This window comes from Janthinobacterium tructae (genome assembly GCF_006517255.1).
GTDB lineage: Bacteria > Pseudomonadota > Gammaproteobacteria > Burkholderiales > Burkholderiaceae_D > Janthinobacterium > Janthinobacterium tructae.
The window spans coordinates 4,147,281-4,166,744 of sequence record NZ_CP041185.1 but is presented as its reverse complement, the minus strand read 5'-3'; the positions used below and the strand labels follow the sequence as shown (position 1 = coordinate 4,166,744).

The following is a 19,464-nucleotide window of genomic DNA, read 5'->3' as shown; positions in this document are numbered from 1 at the left end:
TTGTAAGCCCGCTTGCGATGCCCGCACGATGCGGATGTAATCGATAGCAATCATCCTTGTACGTCTTGCCTGGAGCGCTGCCATGCGTCCTATCCTGTCTCTCCCCCTCTTGAACACCATGTGCGCCATGCTGCTGTCGTCGGCATGCACCTTCGCCCTGGCGCAGGACCCGCCTGCCCGCGTGGGGCGCATTTCCACCGTCGAAGGGCAGGTGCTGGTGCGCGCCGGCGATGGCGAGGCGCAAAACGCCCTGCTGAACTGGCCCGTCACGACGGATAACCGCCTGAGCACCATGCGCGGCGCGCTGGCGGAATTTCGCGTGGGCGCGGCCGCCGTGCGCCTCGATGGCGATTCCGAGCTGGAAGTGAGCGAGCTCGATGACGACAGTTTCAAGCTACACCTCGGCTATGGCACGGTCAGCGTGCGCGTGCGCAATCCCGATGCGCTGCGCGGCTTCGAGCTGACCACCGCCCAGGCCCGCGTGATCCTGACCCAGCCGGGCTGGGTGCGCATCGAGGCGGGGCGCCAGCCCGGCACCAGCGTCGTCAGCGTGCTCGACGGGGTGGCCGACGTGGATGGCGCGACGGGCAGCGTGACCTTGCGTGCCGGCAAGCGCGCGGAATTGACGGACGAGGAGTTGCGCACGGGTGCCTTGCAGCGGATCGCTTTCGACAACTGGCCCGAAGCCTTGTCCTCCGCCGCGCCGGCCTTGCGCTATGTCACGGACGATACCACCGGCTATGAAGAGCTGGACCGCTACGGTGCCTGGCAGGACGATGCGCAATATGGTCCGCTGTGGCTGCCCAGCGCGGTGCCGGCCGGCTGGGCGCCGTACAGCGACGGGCGCTGGACGTGGATCGCGCCATGGGGCTGGACCTGGGTCGACAATGCACCGTGGGGCTACGCGCCCTCGCATTATGGCCGCTGGGTGCTGCTGGGCCAGCGTTGGGGCTGGGCGCCGGGGCGCGAGCGCGGCCGCGTGCCGTGGGCACCGGCCCTGGTGGGCTGGGTCGGCGGCCATCACGGGACAAACCATGAGCAGCGTCCCGGCGTCGGCTGGTTTCCCCTGTCGCCGCATGAGCGCTATGTGCCCGGCTACCGCGCCAGCGCGGACTATGAACGCCGTATCAACCGCGTGGCCGAGGGGCGTCGCCCCGTGGCGGGCGAACGCGAACGGCGCGAGGGCATGACGATGCTGCCCGGCGAGCGTTTTGGCGGATCGCGCACGGTCGATGTGCCGCGCCGCAACCGCACCAGCATGCCACCGCCCGTCATGCAAAGCTTGCCCTTGAGCACGGCGCCTGCGCCTGCGGGCAACTGGCAGCGTCCCGTTGATGCGCCGCGCGGCGACAACGGTGTCCGGCGCGACTGGGTCAACCGTCCCGGCCGCCTGCAGACGGACGATGGCCAGACGCACCTGGCGCCGCGTCCCATGCCGCCGAACCGGCCGCCCGTGCCGGCCCAGCCGCAGCAGCCGCCAATACCGCCGATACCGGCCCAGCCCCTGATGCCGGCGGTGCCAGCCTTGCCGCCCGTGCAAGACCAGGTGGGCCGCCCCGGGTGGCGTGGCGAAGAACGGCCGCGCGCCGAGCGGCCGCAGCCGCGTCCCGTCAGCGAACGCAGCGGGCCGCCACGTGAACGCAGTAATGACAGAGGCAATGAGCGCGGCAATCCCGGCCGCAACAGCCGGCTGCAGCAGGAAGCGGAGCGCTGACGGTCGTGCCGCCTGTCGCGCCGTATCGACGTTCAGGCCGCAAAAGGCGCAGTTCGTCACATACCGCAGGTAAAGCCGGCGTAGTTTGCTTACAGTACGACCACTGCTTTTCCTCCACGTCATGGCAGCGACTTTTCCGGCTATTTTGTCCAAACGAAATAGTTTTCGCCAGCTTACAAAGCTGGCTTTTTTTTTCCGCGCCCCTGGCGCCATGGCAACGGCGCAGGCGACCCCAAAGTTGGCTACAATACGTCTTTATGCAGCCGCTGCGCGCTATGCGCGGCGCCGCCTGTCCTGACCGGCACTGATAGGATTTCCCATGCAAACGACCCCTCCCACCGAACATATCATTCCTCCCAGCGAATCGCTGATCGAATACCCGAGCGACTTTCCCATCAAGATCATGGGTCCGACGCACGTCGATTTCGCGCCGACCATGCTGGAACTGGTCATCAGCCATGATCCGACCTTCCACGAGGGCCGCATGGAAGAGCGTCCGTCGGGCAAGGGCAATTACACGGGCCTGACCGTCACCGTGCGCGCCATCAGCCGCGAGCAGCTCGACGCCCTGTACATGGCACTGTCGGGCCACCCGATGGTCAAGATCGTCATGTAAGACTGGCTGCCGCCACGCTGGCCCGGCTCTTCGTGAGCAGCCAGACGGCGGCAAAGGCGCCACTGGCCGCTGCCGTCACCCACAGCAGGGGCTTTTCGCTGCCATCCGTGATGGCGGCGATGACGGCGCCGCAGGCGGCCGTGATGGCCATCTGCACGAAGAAGAACAGACCCGAGGCGCTGCCCGCCTGGGTGCCATATGGCTGCAGCACGGCCAGCTGGCAGGCGGGGATTGCCATGCCCACCGATACCATCACCAGCAGCATCGGCGCCACCAGCGACGCCACGTGCTGCGGCGCCAACGTACCCGCCAGCAACAGGCTGACCGTCCCCGCCAGATTGATCAGCACCGCCACGCCCAGCATGTGGTCGGCGCCCAGGCGCGGCCCCAGGGCGCGGAACAGGCTCGACCCCGCGATATAGCCGCTGACCGTCAGCGCGAACACCAGCGCATACGCGTGCGGCGACAGATGCATGCCCCTTTGCAATAGCACGGACGATTCTGCGATGAAGGGGAAATACGTGCAATATACACAGCCGATGGCCAGCGCATAGCGCAGGAAATACGCGTCGCCCAGCAGGCGGCGGTACAGGGCCAGGGTATTGCCTTGGGGGACGGCGTCAGCCGGCCTGGTTTCCGGCACATACGCGGCGATCAGGCCCAGTGACAGTGCGCCCAGCAGGCACAGCACGCCAAACACGGCGCGCCAGCCGAAGGCCGCGTCGAGCACGCTGCCGGCCAACGGCGCCAGGATCGGCGACAGGCCCATCACCATCGATATTTTCCCCAGCATGCGCGCCTGCGTGGCGGCGTCAAACCGGTCGCGCACCATGACCCTGCCGATGATGGTGCCGCTGCAGCCGCCGAAGGCCTGCAGTACGCGCGCGGCGATCAGCACGTGCACGTCGCTGGTGAAGGTGCAGACGATGCTGGCGAGCACAAAAATGCCCGTGCCGGCCAGCAGCACGGGACGGCGTCCGTAACGGTCGGCCAGCGGCCCGCAAGCGAGCATCGAGGCGGCCGAGCCGGCCATGAACAGGCTCAGGGTCAGTTGCAACTGGGCATCGCTGGCATGCAGGGCATCGGCCATGGCTGGCAGCGAAGGTAAATAGATGTCGATGCTGATGCGCGACAGGCAGACCAGCAGCAGCACGATACCGCCCCAGGCCCATACAGCGAGTTGTTTCTGCATTGTTTTATACGATCCTTGCAAACGTGCGCCCCGTTGGCGCACCGGAACGGTGAGAGTAGGATGGTTGTGGTGTAATGCGAAGTGCCAGTCATCAGAAAATTCATTGGACCACTTGGACGATCATCATGCCGCGAGGAAAATCACCGCACGCCCTGGACTTGCCGCGTCCCACCAGCTGGCTAGCCAAGGCGGGCGTCAACAAGCAGGATGGCGCGTATGAAGCGCTGCGCTCGGCCATCCTGACGAAGATGCTGCCGGCGGGTAGCCGGCTGCCGTCCAGCCGCACCCTGGCCGAGCGCTGGGAGTTATCACGCGGCACCATCGAAACCGTGTTCGACCGCCTGCACGCGGAAGCCTATGTGACGCGCGTGCCCGGCTCCGGCACGCGCGTGTGCGCCGTGGTACCGGAACGTTTTTTGATGGCAGGTTTCGCCGATGCCACCCCGGCCGCACCGTCCGTCGTGCCTGCGCCCGCCCCGGACACGGGCGTGCGCGACGGTTTGCCGTTTGTGGCGCGGCGCGCCGACGCCAGCCTGTTTCCCATACCTGCCTGGTCCAAGTGCGCCACGCGGGCGCTGGCGGCTGCCACGCCGGAGCAGCTGTGCAGCGCCGATCCGGCCGGCTTGCCCCAGCTGCGCCAGCAGATCGCCGACTTCCTCGCCAAGTACCGCGGCATCCGCTGCGACCCGCAAGACATCGTTGTCACCACTGGCATCCGCCACGCGATCGACTTGCTGGCGCGCGGCATCGTGCGCGATGGCGACAAGGTTTGCCTGGAAGAACCGGGGTACCCGGCCGCGCGCGCCCTGTTCGCCCTGGCGGGCGCCGTGCCGGTGGACATTGCCGTCGACGCCGAGGGCATCGATTGCACCGCCCTGGCCGCGCACACCGATGCCCGCCTCGCGTATGTAACGCCGGCGCACCAGTCGCCGCTGGGCGTGACCATGTCCGTCACGCGCCGCCTGGCCCTGCTGGAATGGGCGAACGACAGCGGCGCCTGGGTGGTGGAAGACGATTACGACAGCGAATTCAATTACCACAGCGCCCCGCTGGCGGCCCTGAAGGCGCTCGACCAGTATCAGCGCGTGATCTACTGTGGCAGTTTCAACAAGACCCTGTTTGCCGGCCTGCGCGTGGGCTTCATGGTGCTGCCGCCCCCCTTGCGACCGCCACTGCTGCGCATCGTGCAGTTGACGGGCCGCGCCGTGGGTGTGACGCAGCAGCTGGCGCTGGCTGCCTGGATGGAGGAAGGCGCTTTCGTGCGTCATTTGCGCCTGGCGCGCCTGGCCTACAAGGAGCGGCGCGATCTGCTGCTGGCTTGCCTGGAACAGGTCGCCCCTGGCCGCTACACGATTTCAGGCCAGCAGGCGGGCTTTCATTGCGTGCTGTGGCTGGCGCCGGATGCTGACGAACGGGCGTTTTGCGCGCGCGCCGCGCAGGAGGGGCTGGCACTGCAGCCGCTCGGCGACTTTTGCCATAGCGCCAGGCTGGCGCCGGCCGTGCTGCTCGGTTACACGGCGCTGAGTCTGGCCCAGGTGCGCCACGCTGCACAAAAATTGGGCAGATTGCTGTTGTTGCCAGAGTCTGCCCCGGAATGAAACGGCGGCCTGGCTTATAATCACGGCTTCGCCGCAGCGTCCGCAGGGCGCCGGCAGCTGATTACAGAATCTGTCATGACCACCACCCGCACCGAAACGGCGCTGATCCGCGAGCTGGGCCGCGTCGATTACGAGCCGACCTTTGCCGCCATGCGCGCCTTTACCGACGCGCGCACGACGGACACGCGCGACGAACTGTGGATCGTCGAGCATCCGCCCGTATTTACTTTGGGCCTGGCGGCCGACCGTGGCCATTTGCTGGCCGGCGCCGAGAATGTGCCCGTGGTGCAGACGGACCGGGGCGGCGAAGTGACCTTCCACGGCCCCGGCCAGGTGGTGATTTATCTGTTGATGGACTTGCGCCGCAACAAGCCGGGCGGCAAGCTGTATGCGCGCCAGTTCGTGCATAAAATCGAGCAAGCCATCATCAACGTGCTGGCGGCGTATAATCTCGCTGGCGAACGCATCGATGGCGCGCCTGGCATCTATATCGCCGGCGGGCCAAGCAAGGGTGCGAAGATCGCCGCGCTGGGATTGAAAGTGCGCGGCAACGGCTGCACCTACCATGGCGTATCGCTCAACGTGGCGATGGACCTGGCGCCGTTTTCCTGGATTAACCCCTGCGGCTATTCCGGCCTGAAGACGGTGGACATGCGCAGCATGGGCGTGGTGGCGCCGCTGACAGACGTGCAGCGGGCCCTGGCCCATGAATTGACCGTATTACTCGATGTAAGCGAAGTAAACAGCGCCGCAGGCGCGCCTCAGGCAACGGATGCCTGAGCAAACAAACCAAACTTTGCCCCTCAAGGGCTTGCAGCCATGACTTCTGAGACCATTTCCAGCACCGCCCCCGCCGCGACCGCCACTCCCGCGTACAACCCGAGCGAAAAGCAAAAAGGCGCCAGCAAGACGTCGCGCATCCCGATCAAGATCATTCCGATCGAGCAAGTCGAGCGCCTGAAAAAGCCGGACTGGATCCGCGTCAAGGCCGCATCGGCATCGACCCGTTTCTATGAAATCAAGGATATCCTGCGCGAAAACAAGCTCGTGACGGTGTGCGAGGAAGCCAGCTGCCCGAACATCGGCGAATGTTTTGGCAAGGGCACGGCCACCTTCATGATCATGGGCGACAAGTGCACGCGCCGCTGCCCGTTCTGCGACGTGGGCCATGGCCGCCCGGACCCGCTGGACAAGGAAGAGCCATCGAACTTGTCGAAAACCATCGCCAAGCTGCGCCTGAACTACGTCGTCATCACCTCCGTCGACCGCGATGACTTGCGCGACGGCGGCGCCGGCCATTTCGTCGAGTGCATCCAGCAAACGCGCGCCCTGTCGCCAAACACCCGCATCGAAGTGCTGGTGCCCGACTTCCGTGGCCGCCTGGAAAAAGCGTTGGACCTGTTCAAGGATGGCTTGCCTGACGTCATGAACCACAACCTGGAAACGGCGCCGCGCCTGTACAAGGAAGCGCGTCCCGGCTCCGACTATATGCACTCGCTGAAGCTGCTGAAAGACTTTAAAGCCATGTACCCGGACGTGAAAACCAAGTCCGGCATCATGGTGGGCCTGGGCGAGACGGACGAGGAAATCCTGCAAGTCATGCGCGACATGCGCGAGCACGACATCGACATGCTGACCATCGGCCAATACCTGGCGCCATCGAACAGCCACTTGCCCGTGCGCCGCTACGTGCACCCGGACGTCTTCAAAATGTTCGAAGAAGAAGCGTATAAAATGGGCTTCACCCACGCCGCCGTGGGCGCCATGGTGCGCAGCTCGTACCATGCGGATGAACAGGCGCACAGCGCCGGCGTGGAATCGGCGCTGAATTTCTAAGCCCTTTGCGCCGTATCAAAAACCGTCCGCTTTAGCCGGGCGGTTTTTTTTGCCTGATTGAGGTGATGTACAACATCCTGTACAATTGCTGGCATGTACTTCCAAGGGAGCGATGGCACGGCATGAATATCCTGACTTTCAGCGAGGCGCGCGCGGGCCTGAAAAGCGTGATGGACGACGTCTGCAACGACCACACGCCCACCGTGATCACGCGCGTGAATGGCGAACACGTGGTGATGCTGTCCTTGTCGGACTACAACAGCATCGAGGAAACCCTGTATTTGCTGGGCACGGCAAAGAATGCCAGCCGCCTGATGGCGTCCGTGGCGCAGATCAGGGCGGGCAAGGCGCAGCCACGAGCATTGGCGCGGCATGAAAAACCGGAAGACTGAAAACAAGCAGCAGGCGCGCGCCGCCGTGCTGGCCTGGACCGATCATGCCTGGGAAGACTATTTGTTCTGGCAAGAGAACGATCTGAAAATCCTGCAAAAAATCAATGACTTGCTCGATGAATGCCTGGCCGATCCATTCAAGGGCACGGGCAAGCCGGAACCGCTGAAGGGCGATCTGAAGGGTGTCTGGTCGCGCCGCATCGACCGCCAGCACCGGCTCGTGTATTTACCCGACGCGGGCTGTATCTACGTGGCGGCCTGCCGTTATTATTACGACGACAAATAGGCATTGCCCAGCCGTACCGTAACGCGGTAGCGGACGTGACGCGGCTATACTGATCAATGATGTTTTAAAAACATGCTTGACGGGGGAGCCATGGACGTACGCATCGAGGCATCGTGGAAGGCGCGGCTGGAAGGGGAATTCGCCCAGCCCTACTGGGAACGCCTGACGGCCTTCGTCAAGGCGGAATATGCGGCGGGGCCGTGTTGTCCTCCCGGTAAAACCATTTTTCGGGCATTCGACCTGACGCCGTTCGAGCAGGTGAAAGTCGTGATCCTGGGGCAAGACCCATATCACACGCCCGGCGCGGCCATGGGCTTGTGTTTTTCCGTGCCGGAAGGCCATCCGCCGCAACCGAGCTTGCAAAACATTTTCAAGGAATTAGCCACGGATGTGGGCGTCGAGCGCGCGCGCGCGGATTTGTCCGACTGGGCGCGGCAAGGCGTGTTCCTGCTCAACAGCGTGCTGACGGTGCGCGCCGGGACGGCCGGCTCGCATGCGGCCAAGGGCTGGGAAAAGCTGACGGATAGCGCGATTGCCCACCTGTCCGCCGAGCGCGAGCACCTCGTGTTCCTCCTGTGGGGCGGCTATGCGCAAGCCAAGCGCAGCCTGATCGACCCCGGCCGGCACCTGGTGCTGGCGGCGCCGCACCCGTCGCCCTTGTCGGCCAGCAAAGGTTTCTTTGGCAGCAAGCCGTTCAGCCAGGCCAACGCGTATTTGCAGGCGCATGGCCAGACGCCCATCGCCTGGGGCGATGGCTGATTCCTGACGGCAACCGACAGCGGCAGGCGTTGCTCCCTGCCGCTGTCTTCGCGCGACTTACAACACCTGGACAGAACCGTAGCGAGCGGATGTGCGGCGTGGCCGAGAAGCGCAGCTGTGCTTTAGCACAGCGAGCATCGGAGGCCGCGCCCCACGCCGCGCAGTAGGTACTGTCAGGTGTTAAAAACTGGTGGACAGGCCGGCGTAGATGCTGCGGCGGGCGCCATACTGCGGCGCCCCCACGCCCACGCCGGAACCGTCGCGCAGCAAGTACGACTTGTCGAACAGGTTGATCAGGGCCAGGCGTCCTTCCACCTTGCCCACGGGCGTATTCTTCCACGTGTGCGTGAGCGCCGTGTTGACGGTGAAGTAACTGGGCAAGTGGCCGGAATTCGGGGCGCCGCCGTCCGGCGTCATGCGCAGGCCGCTGCCGTACAGGAAGTCAGCGCTCACTTGCGAATCGCCAAAGTGATAATGGCCGCCACCGGACAGCGTGTATTTCTGGTCATGATCGAGGTAGACATAGTGGGAGCTGATGGTGTTCAACTCATCGGCGCCAAACAGGGCTTGCCCCGAATTGATGTTGCGGCCCTGGGCCTTTTGCGTGCTGGCGTTGAGGAACAGGCCCCAGTTTTTCTCGCTGTAGATGGCGGACAATTCCAGGCCCTTGGCGTAGCCGTCCGCATAGTTGAATGGCGTCAGTATCAATGCCTGGCCGAACTGGCCTTCGTCCAGCAGGTTGTTGATCTTTTTATAGTACACATCGGCCGTCACGGTCAGTTTCGCATTCACCTGGTGGCTGATGCCCACGTCATAGTAGTGCGTGCGTTCGGCCTTGACGTTGTCGGACTGGCCGATTTCCGGCGCATTCGTCGTGTTGGCGTACAGGTTGATGCTGGCTTGCGCCGCCAGTTCCTGCGGTGGCGGCGTGAAGTAGCGCGAATAGCCGGCGTGCAGGGCCGTGCCCGGCGCGATCTGGTAAGCCAGGTTGACGCGCGGGCTCCATTGCTGCTCGCTCGTGTAGGCCGCAACCTTGTCGAAGCGGGCGCCGTAGTTCAGGGTCAAGGGTTTGCTGATATGCCATTCATCCTGCAGGTACACACTGGCCAGGGTGCCCGTCTTGCCGCTGTTGTCGGCAATGCTGATCGGTGTGGTGGAGGCTTGCGCGCCGTCAATACTCGGGAAGACGGCCACCGTGTTGTCGCTGGTGGTCTTCTGGCGCGTGTAGGCCAGGCCCGCCCGCACGGTGTGGTCCTGGTGCAACTTGTAGCTGATGTCGAATTGCGCGCCGGAAGCGCTGTTGGCGCGGCGCGAGTCGGAAGCCACGCCGTTGTAGATCAGGTCGCCGATGGCGTCGGGCGTGAAGTGCAGTTCCGAATACTGGTGGAATGCCGACACCTGGTAATTGATGTCGCCCAGGCTTTTTTGCAGCGACAGCACCAGAAAACGGTTCACTTCGCGCTGGTTTTCATTCAGCTGCGACGACGGTAACGTGGACGTGCCCGCCTGCGCATCGCTGTGGCCGTCAAGGGAAAAGCCTGGCGCCTGGTTCGGGTTGTTGGGGATCTGGAAGCGGCCGTTGTAGGTGCCGAACATGGCGCCCAGGCGCGTGTTGTCATCAAGAAAATACGACAGGTTGCCGAACGATTTGTTCTGGCGCGTCTTGTCGTGCAGGGCGCTGCGCGTGGCTTGCGGATTCTCCACGCCCAGGGCATTGCCCAGGTAGCTGCCGGACAGGTAGTAATTGAACTTGCCCACGCTGCCGAAAAATTCGGCACTCGGTTCCACATGGTCGTGGCTGCCGAGCATGATGCCGATGCGCCCGCCGGGCGTCAGTCCGCCCTCTTTTGTTTCAATATCGACGATGCCCGCCGTGCGCAGGCCGAACTGGGCCGGCAAGGCGCCCGTCATGAAATCGGTCTTGTCGATCAAACGCGTGTCGATCGACTGGCCAAAGCCGCTGATGCTTTCCGGCAGTTGCACGCCATTGATGCGGTATTGCACGTTGGCATGGTCATCGCGCACGTGCAGGGCGCCGGAGCCCTTCGAATCCTGCGACACGCCCGGCAGGCGCAGCAGCACCTCATTGAAGGGCGTGTTGTCGCCCTGGCCCAGCATGTCGACCATGTGGCTGTCGATGCTGTAGATGGTGGTGCCGACTTTCGGCGACAGTTCGATGCGCGCGCTTTTCAAATGGGCGGAGGTGACTTCGACCTTCTGCATGTCTTGCGGGACAGCATCGGTATTGGCCTCGGCAGGCTCGGCGGCATGGGCGGAAAAGCTGAACAGGCTGGCAAGGGCGAGCGACAGCGCGCTCAGACGTGGAGTGTGTTGCATGGTAAACCTCGAAAATAGTCAACGCCAGGCGGCCCGGCGCGCATGCAAGCGCGACAAGGGGCAGCCTGAAAAAGGAAAAACGGCGTGGGAACTACAGTGAGGCGGCAGGCGGGCCGCGCACGGGCGGCAGGACGAGGGCGGCGATGGGCGCCAGGGTAGCGGGCGCGATGGCCAGCAAGCGGTACGGCAATAACTGGGCGGGCGGCTCGGTGATGGCCGGCGGCACGGCGATGTCGGCCACCTTGTCGATGACCGTGGCGCACAGCGCGCACTCTTCCGCGTCGAGCGTCGTCTTGTGCAGGTGCGAGGCGGCCGTCGACAGCAGGAACACGAGGGCCAGCGCACTGAACAGGGCCACGCACAGCTGCCACGGCGCGCGCGCGAGGGCGGACGCCGGGTAAGGCTTGCGGGATGGCTGGCGGGAAGACATGGGCGCATAGTAGCAAGAAAATCGCCCCGCTGTCAGCGCTTGTTGCGTGATTTGCGCCAGAGCGCGCTTACAGGGTGGCGCGCAAGTCGCGCGGCGACAGGCCGTAGTGCTGGCGGAAACGGGCCGCGAAGCGCGATGGCGAGGCGTAGCCGCAGGCGGCCGCGATGTCGCCGATGGGTAAGATGCCAGATTGCAATTCCTGCAAGGCCAGTCCCAGGCGCACGTCTTCCAGGATGGCGCGGAAGTGTCGCTGTTCCAGGGCCAGCTGGCGGCGCAGGGTGGACGCACCCAGATGCAGATGACTGGCAACCCTGGCCACGCTCCAGTCAGCGCCCGGGTCCAGCAGCAGCACTTGCTGCACGCGCGCGGCCAGCGGATCGCGGCGGTCCAGCAGCAGCGGGCCGCAATGGCCGCCCAAGGCCAGGGCCAGCAGCAAGCCTTCCGCCTGGTGCGCCAGCAGTGGTGGCGGCGCGTCGGCAGCCAGGCTGGCCGTCAGCTGGTCCCAGGCCAGTGCCGCGTGCACGTCGAGCGGCACGCACAGGCTGGCCGTGGCCGCCTGGCGCAGCTGGGTATCGACGAGGCCGCCATGGCGCGCGCGGAAACGGGCGATCAGGGCCGGCGAAAAACTCAGCACTTCGGCCCGGTAGCCTTGCGCGCCGGGCAGGTTGGCCACGCCCAGTTCCTGTCCCGCCGGCATCAGCACCACGTCGTGCGTGCCGGCGCGGGCCTGGCGGGCGCCCCATTCCAGCAGCTTGGTTCCGTGCCGCACGCGGCACAGGGCGCTCTGGAAGACGGGCACGCGGCGCAGGGTTTGCGCGCGGCGCGCCTCGATGGTGCCGTGGGCGATGCGCAGCTCGCTCAGGGCCACCGCTTCCATGTCATCGGCCATACAGTCCTGTCAGCTGCGCCTTGCCCAGCGCGTTGGCGTTGAGCATGTAGCCGAGCATGGCGCCGCTGGTGTGCTGGTCCAGCGGCAGCTTGTCCACGCTCAAGGCCCACACCGTGAGCTGGTAGCGGTGCGGCTGGTCGCCCGGTGGTGGGCAGGCGCCGCCGTAGGCGCTGTCGCCGTAATCGTTGCGTCCTTGCACGGCGCCGGTGGGCAAGGTGGACGTGGTCGTTCCCGCAGCCAGGGACGTGGTGCTGGTTGGGATATTGAACACGCTCCAGTGCCACCAGCCGCTGCCCGTGGGCGCGTCCGGGTCGTACACGGTGATGGCGTAGCTTTTGGTGCCGGCTGGCGCGCCGTGCCACGACAATTGCGGCGCCAGGTTGCCGCCCGTGCAGCCGAAACCCTGGAATACTTGCGTGCTTGCCAGGGTCTGGCCAGGGGCGATGTCGGCGCTGGTGAGGGTGAAATCGGCGGCGTGGGTGCCCAAATGCAGAGCCAGGCCCAGCGTGACGGCGAGGAAGCGGGAGATAGTCATAATTTTCCTTTCGATAAGTATAGGGGAAAGTGTATGCCGTGCAAGCTGTACCCGCGAGGCCGATGCGCTCGCTGATGGTGCCAAAACGCTCGCTTTTACCCGAATCCGGCCTTGCCATGAGCGTGTTGTCTGGTTTGCCCTTTCTTGTAGCGCATGATTTTCACTGCGCGGCTTTCATGCTATCGTTCCGCAGCCCAAAATTTCCCCAAAGTTTCCATGTCCCAACGCTCGCTCAAGTGCTTGCTCAGCAAACTGCATCTGTATGCGGGGCTGTGGTTCGGCGCCCTGTTCGTCCTGCTGGGCTTGACGGGGTCCGCCATCGCCTGGATGCCGGAGCTCGACGCGTATCTGAATCCGAATTTGTTGCAGGCGAGCACGCCCGCGCCTGGCCAGGCCTTCCAGGTGACGCCGCGCACGCTGCAGGCGGTGGTGGATGGGCTCACGGCCGACCCCGCCTACGGCAAGCCGAGCCAGCTCAATCCGCCCGCCGATGCGCGCGACGTGTATGTGGCGTCGTACCGCCAGGCCGGCAAGCCTTCCTCCTTCAGCCAGGCCATCGTGCGCCAGGTGATGGTCGACCCCTACACCCTGCAAGTCAAAGGCGAGCGCGAGTGGGGCCGTTTCGGCCTCACGCGGCCACTGCTGATGTCGGGCATGTTTCATTTGCACCGCTATTTATTGTCGGGGGAGGTGGGCAAGACCATCACTGGAATTTCCGGCGTGATGCTGCTGCTGATGGCGCTGAGCGGCATCTACCTGTGGTGGCCGCGCCTGCAGTGGACGGCGATCAAGCGTGCCCTGACGGTGTCGCATGGCGGTTCCTGGCCCCGCTTTCATTACACCTTGCACAAGGCGGCCGGTTTCTTTGCCGCGCCCGTGCTGGCCGTGCTCGCCTTTTCCGGCATCTATTTCAATTTGCCGCAATTGATCGTGCCCCTGGTGGCGCTGGTATCGACGGTGCCGGACACGGCAAAATTGAAAAATGTAGCGCAGGATGGCGCCCTGCTCGATGCGGGCCAGGCCATGGCCGCCGCGCAGCGGCTGTATCCGCAGGCGCGCGTGTCGCGCATCGTGCTGCCAGCGAAACAGGACCAGCCGTATGACGTGCGCGTGCGCCAGCCTGGCGAAATCGCCCACGGCGACGGTGCCACGCGCATCACCCTGGACGCGCGCAGCGGCTTGCCCTTGCGCATACGCGATCCCTTGCGGGCGCCGGCAGGGGATGTCTTCCTGGGCTGGCAATTCCCCCTGCATTCGGGGCAGGCGTTTGGCGTGGCCGGGCGCGCCTTCATTACGGTATTTGGCTTGATGCCGCTGCTGTTCCTGCTGACGGGCAGTTTGGTGTGGTGGAAACGGCGGCGCGGCCGGAAATAAGCGGCCGTCAAACCGATGCGGGGAAAGTTGCTATCATCATAGTATTTTCCGGCGTAGCCACTGTCCGGATTCACCCGCACAAGGACCCGCATGAGCCATCCCGACATTACCGTAGCAATGTTGAATGAACGCGGCACCGGCCGCCTGCCCGGCCACCTCGGCATCGTCATCACGGCCGTGGGCGATGGCCAGCTGACGGCGGAATTGCCCGTGCTGTCGCACCTGCTGGCGCCGAACGGCTATCTGCACGCGGGCAGCGTGGTGACCCTGGCCGATACGGCGTCCGGCTACGGCTGCATCGTCAACCTGCCCGAAGGCGCGAACAACTTCACCACCATCGAGCTCAAATCGAACCACCTGGGCACGGTCCGCGAAGGCACGCTCACCTGCACGGCGAAAGTTGAGCACAAGGGCCGCAACACGCAAGTGTGGGATGCCGTGGTGAAAAACAAGGAAACGGGCAAGACGATTGCCCTGTTCCGCTGCACGCAGATGATTCTGTATCCGAAATAGGCCGGCAGGTCGGGTTAGCAGCAGCGCTGCGTAACCCGACATTTCCTTATAGCCTGACCCAGTTACCTTTATACAAAACCGGTCCCGTCGGTCCGTTCGGATTCGGCGAACCGCCTTTCGGCTCCAGGGTGACGGCCAGCAAGGCCACGTCGCTGCCGATGGCGCGCTGCGACAGGGCCAGTTTCACACTCCCCTTGTCTGCCAGCAGACCCAGCGAACGGGGGGGGCCGCTCTTCGGCACGGCCCACAGTTCCAGGTCGCGATCAGCAGGCACGGGCGCGTTGCCTACCATGCGCACCTCGAGCGCGCCGTGGCGGCTGTCGGCCGTCAGCAGCAGGGCCGTTTGCGCTTTCTCGTCCGTCAGGCTGGCGACATAGCTGATTTGCGGCGCGTCCAGCATGCGCGTGGCCACGACGATCACCAGCAAGGCGGCGATGGCGCTCGAGGCCAGGCCCAGACCACGCCAGAACGACAGCGCATCGCGCCATAGCGACCAGCCGCCCTGCGGCTTCAGGTGCAATCGCTGCTCGATCTGCTGCCAGACGCGCTTGGGCGGCGCCGCGGGCGTGGCGAATTCCGCCATCGGTTCCAGGCGCTGGCGCCATTCGGCCGTGATATGGCGCAGATCGGCATCGTTGTGCAGCCAGCCTTCGAAACGCCGCCGCGCGCCCCCTTTCAAGGTGCCCAGCACGTATTCGGACGCCAGTTTCTGGCGCAGTGTGTCATTGCCGCGGATATTCATGATGCCTCCCGTTTCGCCAGGCACGTGCGCAGCCGTTCCAGGCTGCGGCGTATCCAGGTCTTCACAGTGCCGATCGGCAGCGACATCTGCTGCGCCACTTCGCTGTGCGACAGGTCGTGATAGAACGCCAGGGCGACCACCTGCCGGTGCAGCCCTTCCAGGGCCGACATGCAAAACGCCAGCGCCTTGGCGTCACCGCTCATTTGCAGCGATTCGATCGGCGTGGCCTGGGGGTCTCGCAGTGCATTCATGACTTCGCTATCAAACTGGTCTGCATCGATTTCCACGCTATCGTCGCTGCGCCGCAGCACATCGAACGCCTTGTTGCGCACGATGGTGGCCATCCAGGTCATCGGCGCGGCCAGATGGCTCTGGTAAGTGGCGGCATTGTTCCAGATGGCGACGAACCCCTCTTGCAAGGCTTCTTCAGCGAGCTCTTGCTTATGCAATATACGCAGGGTGTAGCCAAACAGTTTCGATGCGGTGCAGTTATATAGCTGGCGGAACGCCGCGGCGTCCTTGTTGCCGGCGGCAAGCAGCCAGGCTTTCAGTTGCTGCGGGTCGAGCGATTGAGCGGCGAGGGGCACGGCTGGCCTTCACAAGGTGAATGGGATCACGGAAGGAAGGTTATAACAGCTTGGCAACACCTGGCAACAGGGTTTTGTGCGGTGCTGGGGACTGAATCAGCCGCCGATGGCCTTTTCCAGGAGTTTATGCAGTTCGGCAAACTCGGGCTTGCCTACGTAGCGCTTGAGGATCTTGCCCTGCTTGTCGAGCACGAAGGTGGTGGGCGTGAGGGCCACGTCGCCATAGGCCTTGGCCGCCTCGCCCGTCACGTCGAGCGCCACCTTGAACGGCAGCTGGCGCGTTTCGGCGAAATTGAGCACGTAGTTGGCCGGATCGTATTTCATGGCCACGGCCACGAATTCCAGGCCCTGCCCCTTGTACTTGTTGTAGGTGTCGACCATCTCCGGCATTTCTGCCACGCAGGTGGTGCACGAGGTGGCCCAGAAATTGACCATCACCACCTTGCCGCGCAGGCTGTTTGAGGTGATTTTCTCGCCATGGATACCGTGGAAGGTCACGTCCGGCGCGCTTTGCTTGTCATTCAACGACAGATAGCCGGCTGCCGCCACGCCCGCCACGAAGACGGCGATCAGGGCTGGCTTGATCCAGGACTTGCTTGCGGAGGGCGAAGTTGACATGGAAAAGTTTCACTAATGTTGAGCAACGATGCGGCCATTATAGTCGCATCATCACTCAGGCGCCGTAGGCCGGATGGGGGAGGACTTTATTGCTGGACCGTATCGCTGACCGTGCTCGTCGTGCGCTGCTGCGGTGGATCGGGCTGCAATTGTTTCAATTCCGCTTCCGAAATGTAGTCGAACAGCTTGACCACTTTCTGCACGCCGCCCACGCCGCGCGCCACGTCGGCCGCGACCGTGCCTTCGCGCTGGGTAACGCGGCCCATCAGGAAGACGGTGCCGTTTTCCGTGACGACCTTGAACGAGGCGGCCGAGATGGTTTTCATGTCGACCAGGCTGGCCTTGACCTTGGCCGTGATCAGCGCGTCGTTCGAGCGCGAGGTGTAGCTGGCCGGGCCGGCGATGATCAGTTCATTGGCCACCGATTCCACGCCCTCGATATTGCGTACTTCGCGTTCGACGGCATTTTTCATCGCCTCATCGCGCACTTCGCCTGTCAGCAGGACGCGGCGGTTGAAGCTGGTGACATTCACGTGGCCAACATCGCCGACGATGGAGGGAATGCGCGATTCGCCTTTCAGGGCGATCGACTTGTCTTCGGTCTGCGCGCCCAGGGTGCGGCGGTCCGCTGCGGCAACGCCGCCCATCACTGCGCCGCCGACCATCAGTTCGATGCAGCCGGTGAGCGAGGTGAGCATGGCGCCGCACAGCAATGCGGTAGCCAATGGGCGTTGTACGCGTTTCCAGCCTGGGCCAGTACCGAATTTAGTCATTCACGTCTCCTCCGAATAGCGCGACGTCGATGCCGTCGCAGATGCAATGTATGGTGGTCAGATGGACTTCCTGGATGCGCGCGGTGCGCTCGGCCGGCACGCAGATATGCACGTCGGCGTCCGTCAGCATCTTGCCGATGGCCCCGCCGTCCTTGCCCGTCAGCGCCACGACGCGCATTTCGCGCTCGAGCGCCGCTTCCACGGCGGCCAGCACGTTGGCCGAATTGCCCGACGTGGAGATGGCCAGCAGGATGTCGCCGGCCTGGCCGAAGGCCTGCACCTGCTTCGAGAAAATCTCGCGGTAGCTGTAGTCGTTGGCCACGGCCGTCAGGATCGAGGTATCCGTCGTCAGCGCCAGGGCCGGCAGCGGAAAGCGCTCGCGTTCGAAGCGTCCCACCAGCTCGGCTGCGAAATGCTGGCAGTCGGCGGCGGAACCGCCGTTGCCGCAGGCGAGGATCTTGTTGCCGTTGGACAATGCATAAAACATCAGGTCGATCGCCTGTGCAATGGGTGGCGCCAGTACGGTAGCGGCCTGGATCTTGAGTTCGGCACTTTCGTGGAAGTGCGAGAGGATGCGTTGATTATTCATAGTCTGCCGATTATAGTGCAGGCGCGCGGCATGGCGAACAAGCACTGTTAAAAATGCTTACATATCGAGGATGTTCTGCAGCCAGCTGATGTGCCCGCCATCGATGGCCAGCGCGTCGAAGCGGCACGGCGGCAAGGCCTTTTGCCCCTGCAGCCAGGTGTGCGCGGCCACCACCATGCGCCGCTGCTTGGCCGGCGTGATGCTGGCCAGGGCGCCGCCGTAGGCTGCACTGCTGCGTAGCCGCACTTCGACGAAAACGATGCAGGCGCCATCGCGCATGATCAGGTCCAGTTCGCCGCCCTTGCACAGATAATTGCGTTGCAGCAGCACCAGGCCTTGCAGCAGCAGATACGCGAGCGCATCGTCTTCTCCCTGCCGTCCCCGTTCCCGTTTGTTCCAGAAAGCGAAGGGCGGCATGGCGCATGTCCTTACTGTACCGGTGGCGTGGCCGGCGTGGCCGGCGGCCAGGTGCCCAGCACGCCCTGCTGGTAGCTGGCGGCTTGTTCCGTGCGTTCGAACACGCTTTGATCATCGTCAAAGCGCACGGCCAGACGGCCCGTCACGCCATCGAGCGTGAACGGCGCGTTCGGGCGCAACGCCACTTCGCGCGCCACGCGGAAGGCATCGATGCCCAGCGCATACAGGCGCTCCATGTCGGCCGTCAGGCGGCGCTCGGCAGGCTGCGGCGGCTGCGGATACACCATCACTTGCGGATGGTCGCGCTGGACTTGCCATGGCAAGTCCAGCAGCCGCGCGCCGTCGAGCTCGGGGCCGCTGGCGCCGCGCCCGGCGCCGGGATTCAGGGATGAGGTGCCATACAGGGGCAGATCGCTGCCGATGGCCACGCGCAGCTGGCGCGCCTGGTCGGCGTCAAGTGCGACAAACAGCAGGCCCGGCGGCGTCGCGGCCAGGCGTGCGCGCAGCTGCACCAGTTCCGCATCGCTCAGGTAGCCGTTCGTGGCCGTCAAGTCCATCACATCGACCTTGCCGCCCTGGCGCAGCCATTCCTGCTTGAAGGCGGCGCTGATGCGGCGCTGCGAGGGCGAACCGGCCGACAGGATCAGCGCGCTGGCGCCCGGTTGTTCGCTGGCGGCCCAGGCGGCGACCTGGCGCGCTTCCGCCTCGATCGACAGGCCCATGACCAGCAGCTTGGCCGGCAGGCGCGCCTCGCCGCGGTTGTCCGGGTGGTTCAGGGCGATCGTCGGCTTGCGTACCAGGTCGCTGTTCGCCACGGCCGTCACGGCCGAGCGCGACAAAGGCCCCACGACGACATCCTGTTCCTCTTGCGCTTGCGCAAACTTGTTCAGCACGTCGCTGCTGCCGTCGCCCGTGTCGATCACCGTCACTTCAAAGCCGCTGCGGTCGCGCTCGTACGCAGCCATGAAGCCGGCGCGCAGCAGTTCGGCGGCCGGGCCCAGGGAAGCCGAGCGCAGCGGCAGCAGCAGGCCGATGTGGTGGACCTTGCCGTCGGACGGCGCCGGCGCCGTGGCGGCCGGCATGTCCTGCGGCGTGCCTGTCGCCGGCTTGGTGGTGATGGGCGCCAGCGGCGCGCCGTTGCCGTCGTACGCGGTAATATCGGGCACGGCCACGGCAAACGTCACCGGTTCGGGCGCGGGCGGCTTGCGCGGCACGGGCGGTGGCAGCGGCTTCGGTGGCGGCAGCGCCCTTGTGTTAGATTCAATAG

The 19,464-nt window shown here is 64.7% G+C and carries 22 protein-coding genes; 10 read left to right on the top strand and 12 right to left on the bottom strand.

The genetic code is table 11. The features are described from left to right. The first annotated feature begins 82 nt into the window (after window positions 1-82). Together FJQ89_RS18225 and FJQ89_RS18220 are read left to right on the top strand one after the other, a co-directional pair. Window positions 83-1,714: a FecR domain-containing protein gene (locus FJQ89_RS18225; RefSeq protein ID WP_141171189.1), complete on the top strand. Its 1,632-nt coding sequence runs from the start codon at window positions 83-85 to the stop codon at window positions 1,712-1,714. A gap of 319 nt (window positions 1,715-2,033) precedes the next feature. Beyond that, window positions 2,034-2,330, top strand: a complete 297-nt coding sequence (locus FJQ89_RS18220) for a DUF493 family protein (RefSeq protein WP_141171188.1) — start codon at window positions 2,034-2,036, stop codon at window positions 2,328-2,330. Here FJQ89_RS18220 and FJQ89_RS18215 read toward each other — a convergent pair. Further along, window positions 2,323-3,522 carry a multidrug effflux MFS transporter gene (locus FJQ89_RS18215; RefSeq protein WP_141171187.1) on the bottom strand — a complete coding sequence of 400 codons (1,200 nt, stop codon included), beginning with the start codon at window positions 3,520-3,522 and terminating at the stop codon, window positions 2,323-2,325. The genes FJQ89_RS18220 and FJQ89_RS18215 overlap by 8 nt on opposite strands. A gap of 125 nt (window positions 3,523-3,647) precedes the next feature. On the opposite strand from FJQ89_RS18215, the gene pdxR reads away from it, so the two are divergent. The 6 genes from pdxR (at window position 3,648) to ung (ending at window position 8,393) form a co-directional block, all read left to right on the top strand. Then, window positions 3,648-5,120, top strand: a complete 1,473-nt coding sequence (gene pdxR, locus FJQ89_RS18210) for a MocR-like pyridoxine biosynthesis transcription factor PdxR (protein ID WP_141171186.1) — start codon at window positions 3,648-3,650, stop codon at window positions 5,118-5,120. Window positions 5,121-5,195: 75 nt separating this feature from the next. Next, window positions 5,196-5,900 carry a lipoyl(octanoyl) transferase LipB gene (lipB, locus tag FJQ89_RS18205; RefSeq protein ID WP_141171185.1) on the top strand — a complete coding sequence of 235 codons (705 nt, stop codon included), beginning with the start codon at window positions 5,196-5,198 and terminating at the stop codon, window positions 5,898-5,900. A 39-nt stretch (window positions 5,901-5,939) separates the two neighbouring features. Beyond that, window positions 5,940-6,956: a lipoyl synthase gene (lipA, locus tag FJQ89_RS18200; RefSeq protein WP_141171184.1), complete on the top strand. Its 1,017-nt coding sequence runs from the start codon at window positions 5,940-5,942 to the stop codon at window positions 6,954-6,956. Window positions 6,957-7,078: 122 nt separating this feature from the next. Further along, window positions 7,079-7,348 carry a type II toxin-antitoxin system Phd/YefM family antitoxin gene (locus tag FJQ89_RS18195; RefSeq protein WP_141171183.1) on the top strand — a complete coding sequence of 90 codons (270 nt, stop codon included), beginning with the start codon at window positions 7,079-7,081 and terminating at the stop codon, window positions 7,346-7,348. Continuing rightward, complete coding sequence (locus FJQ89_RS18190) at window positions 7,329-7,634, top strand: Txe/YoeB family addiction module toxin (RefSeq protein WP_141171182.1); 306 nt, start codon at window positions 7,329-7,331, stop codon at window positions 7,632-7,634. Before FJQ89_RS18195 ends, FJQ89_RS18190 begins: the two co-directional genes overlap by 20 nt. 90 nt (window positions 7,635-7,724) lie before the next feature. Further along, the gene (gene ung, locus FJQ89_RS18185; RefSeq protein WP_141171181.1) at window positions 7,725-8,393 is read left to right on the top strand and encodes a uracil-DNA glycosylase; all 669 of its coding nucleotides are present in this window, start codon (window positions 7,725-7,727) and stop codon (window positions 8,391-8,393) included. A 180-nt stretch (window positions 8,394-8,573) separates the two neighbouring features. Here ung and FJQ89_RS18180 read toward each other — a convergent pair whose 3' ends face one another. The 4 genes from FJQ89_RS18180 to FJQ89_RS18165 form a co-directional block, all read right to left on the bottom strand. After that, on the bottom strand, window positions 8,574-10,730 hold the full coding sequence (locus FJQ89_RS18180; RefSeq protein ID WP_141171180.1) for a TonB-dependent receptor: 2,157 nt from the start codon (window positions 10,728-10,730) through the stop codon (window positions 8,574-8,576). Window positions 10,731-10,821: 91 nt separating this feature from the next. Continuing rightward, window positions 10,822-11,160 (bottom strand): hypothetical protein, encoded by a 339-nt coding sequence (locus FJQ89_RS18175; protein WP_141171179.1) that lies wholly within the window; start codon window positions 11,158-11,160, stop codon window positions 10,822-10,824. Between the two features lie 67 nt (window positions 11,161-11,227). Beyond that, window positions 11,228-12,049 (bottom strand): helix-turn-helix transcriptional regulator, encoded by an 822-nt coding sequence (locus FJQ89_RS18170; protein WP_205704506.1) that lies wholly within the window; start codon window positions 12,047-12,049, stop codon window positions 11,228-11,230. After that, on the bottom strand, window positions 12,039-12,584 hold the full coding sequence (locus tag FJQ89_RS18165; protein ID WP_141171178.1) for a YbhB/YbcL family Raf kinase inhibitor-like protein: 546 nt from the start codon (window positions 12,582-12,584) through the stop codon (window positions 12,039-12,041). The genes FJQ89_RS18170 and FJQ89_RS18165 overlap by 11 nt, the downstream gene beginning before the upstream one ends. A 216-nt stretch (window positions 12,585-12,800) precedes the next feature. On the opposite strand from FJQ89_RS18165, the gene FJQ89_RS18160 reads away from it, so the two are divergent. Together FJQ89_RS18160 and FJQ89_RS18155 are read left to right on the top strand one after the other, a co-directional pair. Next, window positions 12,801-13,958, top strand: coding sequence for a PepSY-associated TM helix domain-containing protein (locus FJQ89_RS18160; protein WP_141171177.1), 1,158 nt, complete (start codon window positions 12,801-12,803; stop codon window positions 13,956-13,958). Window positions 13,959-14,048: 90 nt separating this feature from the next. Next, complete coding sequence (locus tag FJQ89_RS18155) at window positions 14,049-14,471, top strand: PaaI family thioesterase (protein WP_141171176.1); 423 nt, start codon at window positions 14,049-14,051, stop codon at window positions 14,469-14,471. A 46-nt stretch (window positions 14,472-14,517) separates the two neighbouring features. Here FJQ89_RS18155 and FJQ89_RS18150 read toward each other — a convergent pair whose 3' ends face one another. From FJQ89_RS18150 to FJQ89_RS18120, 7 genes are all read right to left on the bottom strand, one after another. Further along, a complete protein-coding gene (locus FJQ89_RS18150; protein ID WP_141171175.1) occupies window positions 14,518-15,213 on the bottom strand; it encodes an anti-sigma factor in 696 nt (231 codons plus the stop codon). After that, window positions 15,210-15,800, bottom strand: coding sequence for a sigma-70 family RNA polymerase sigma factor (locus tag FJQ89_RS18145; RefSeq protein WP_141171174.1), 591 nt, complete (start codon window positions 15,798-15,800; stop codon window positions 15,210-15,212). Before FJQ89_RS18145 ends, FJQ89_RS18150 begins: the two co-directional genes overlap by 4 nt. Window positions 15,801-15,896: 96 nt before the next feature. After that, entirely contained in the window at window positions 15,897-16,418 is a 522-nt protein-coding gene (locus FJQ89_RS18140; RefSeq protein WP_141171173.1) for a peroxiredoxin family protein, read from the bottom strand. A gap of 86 nt (window positions 16,419-16,504) precedes the next feature. Beyond that, complete coding sequence (locus tag FJQ89_RS18135; protein ID WP_141171172.1) at window positions 16,505-17,191, bottom strand: BON domain-containing protein; 687 nt, start codon at window positions 17,189-17,191, stop codon at window positions 16,505-16,507. Continuing rightward, entirely contained in the window at window positions 17,184-17,780 is a 597-nt protein-coding gene (locus tag FJQ89_RS18130) for a phosphoheptose isomerase (RefSeq protein ID WP_141171171.1), read from the bottom strand. Before FJQ89_RS18130 ends, FJQ89_RS18135 begins: the two co-directional genes overlap by 8 nt. A 57-nt stretch (window positions 17,781-17,837) precedes the next feature. Next, window positions 17,838-18,197, bottom strand: a complete 360-nt coding sequence (locus tag FJQ89_RS18125) for a YraN family protein (protein WP_141171170.1) — start codon at window positions 18,195-18,197, stop codon at window positions 17,838-17,840. Between the two features lie 11 nt (window positions 18,198-18,208). Beyond that, complete coding sequence (locus FJQ89_RS18120) at window positions 18,209-19,411, bottom strand: penicillin-binding protein activator (protein ID WP_141171169.1); 1,203 nt, start codon at window positions 19,409-19,411, stop codon at window positions 18,209-18,211. Window positions 19,412-19,464 lie beyond the last annotated feature (53 nt).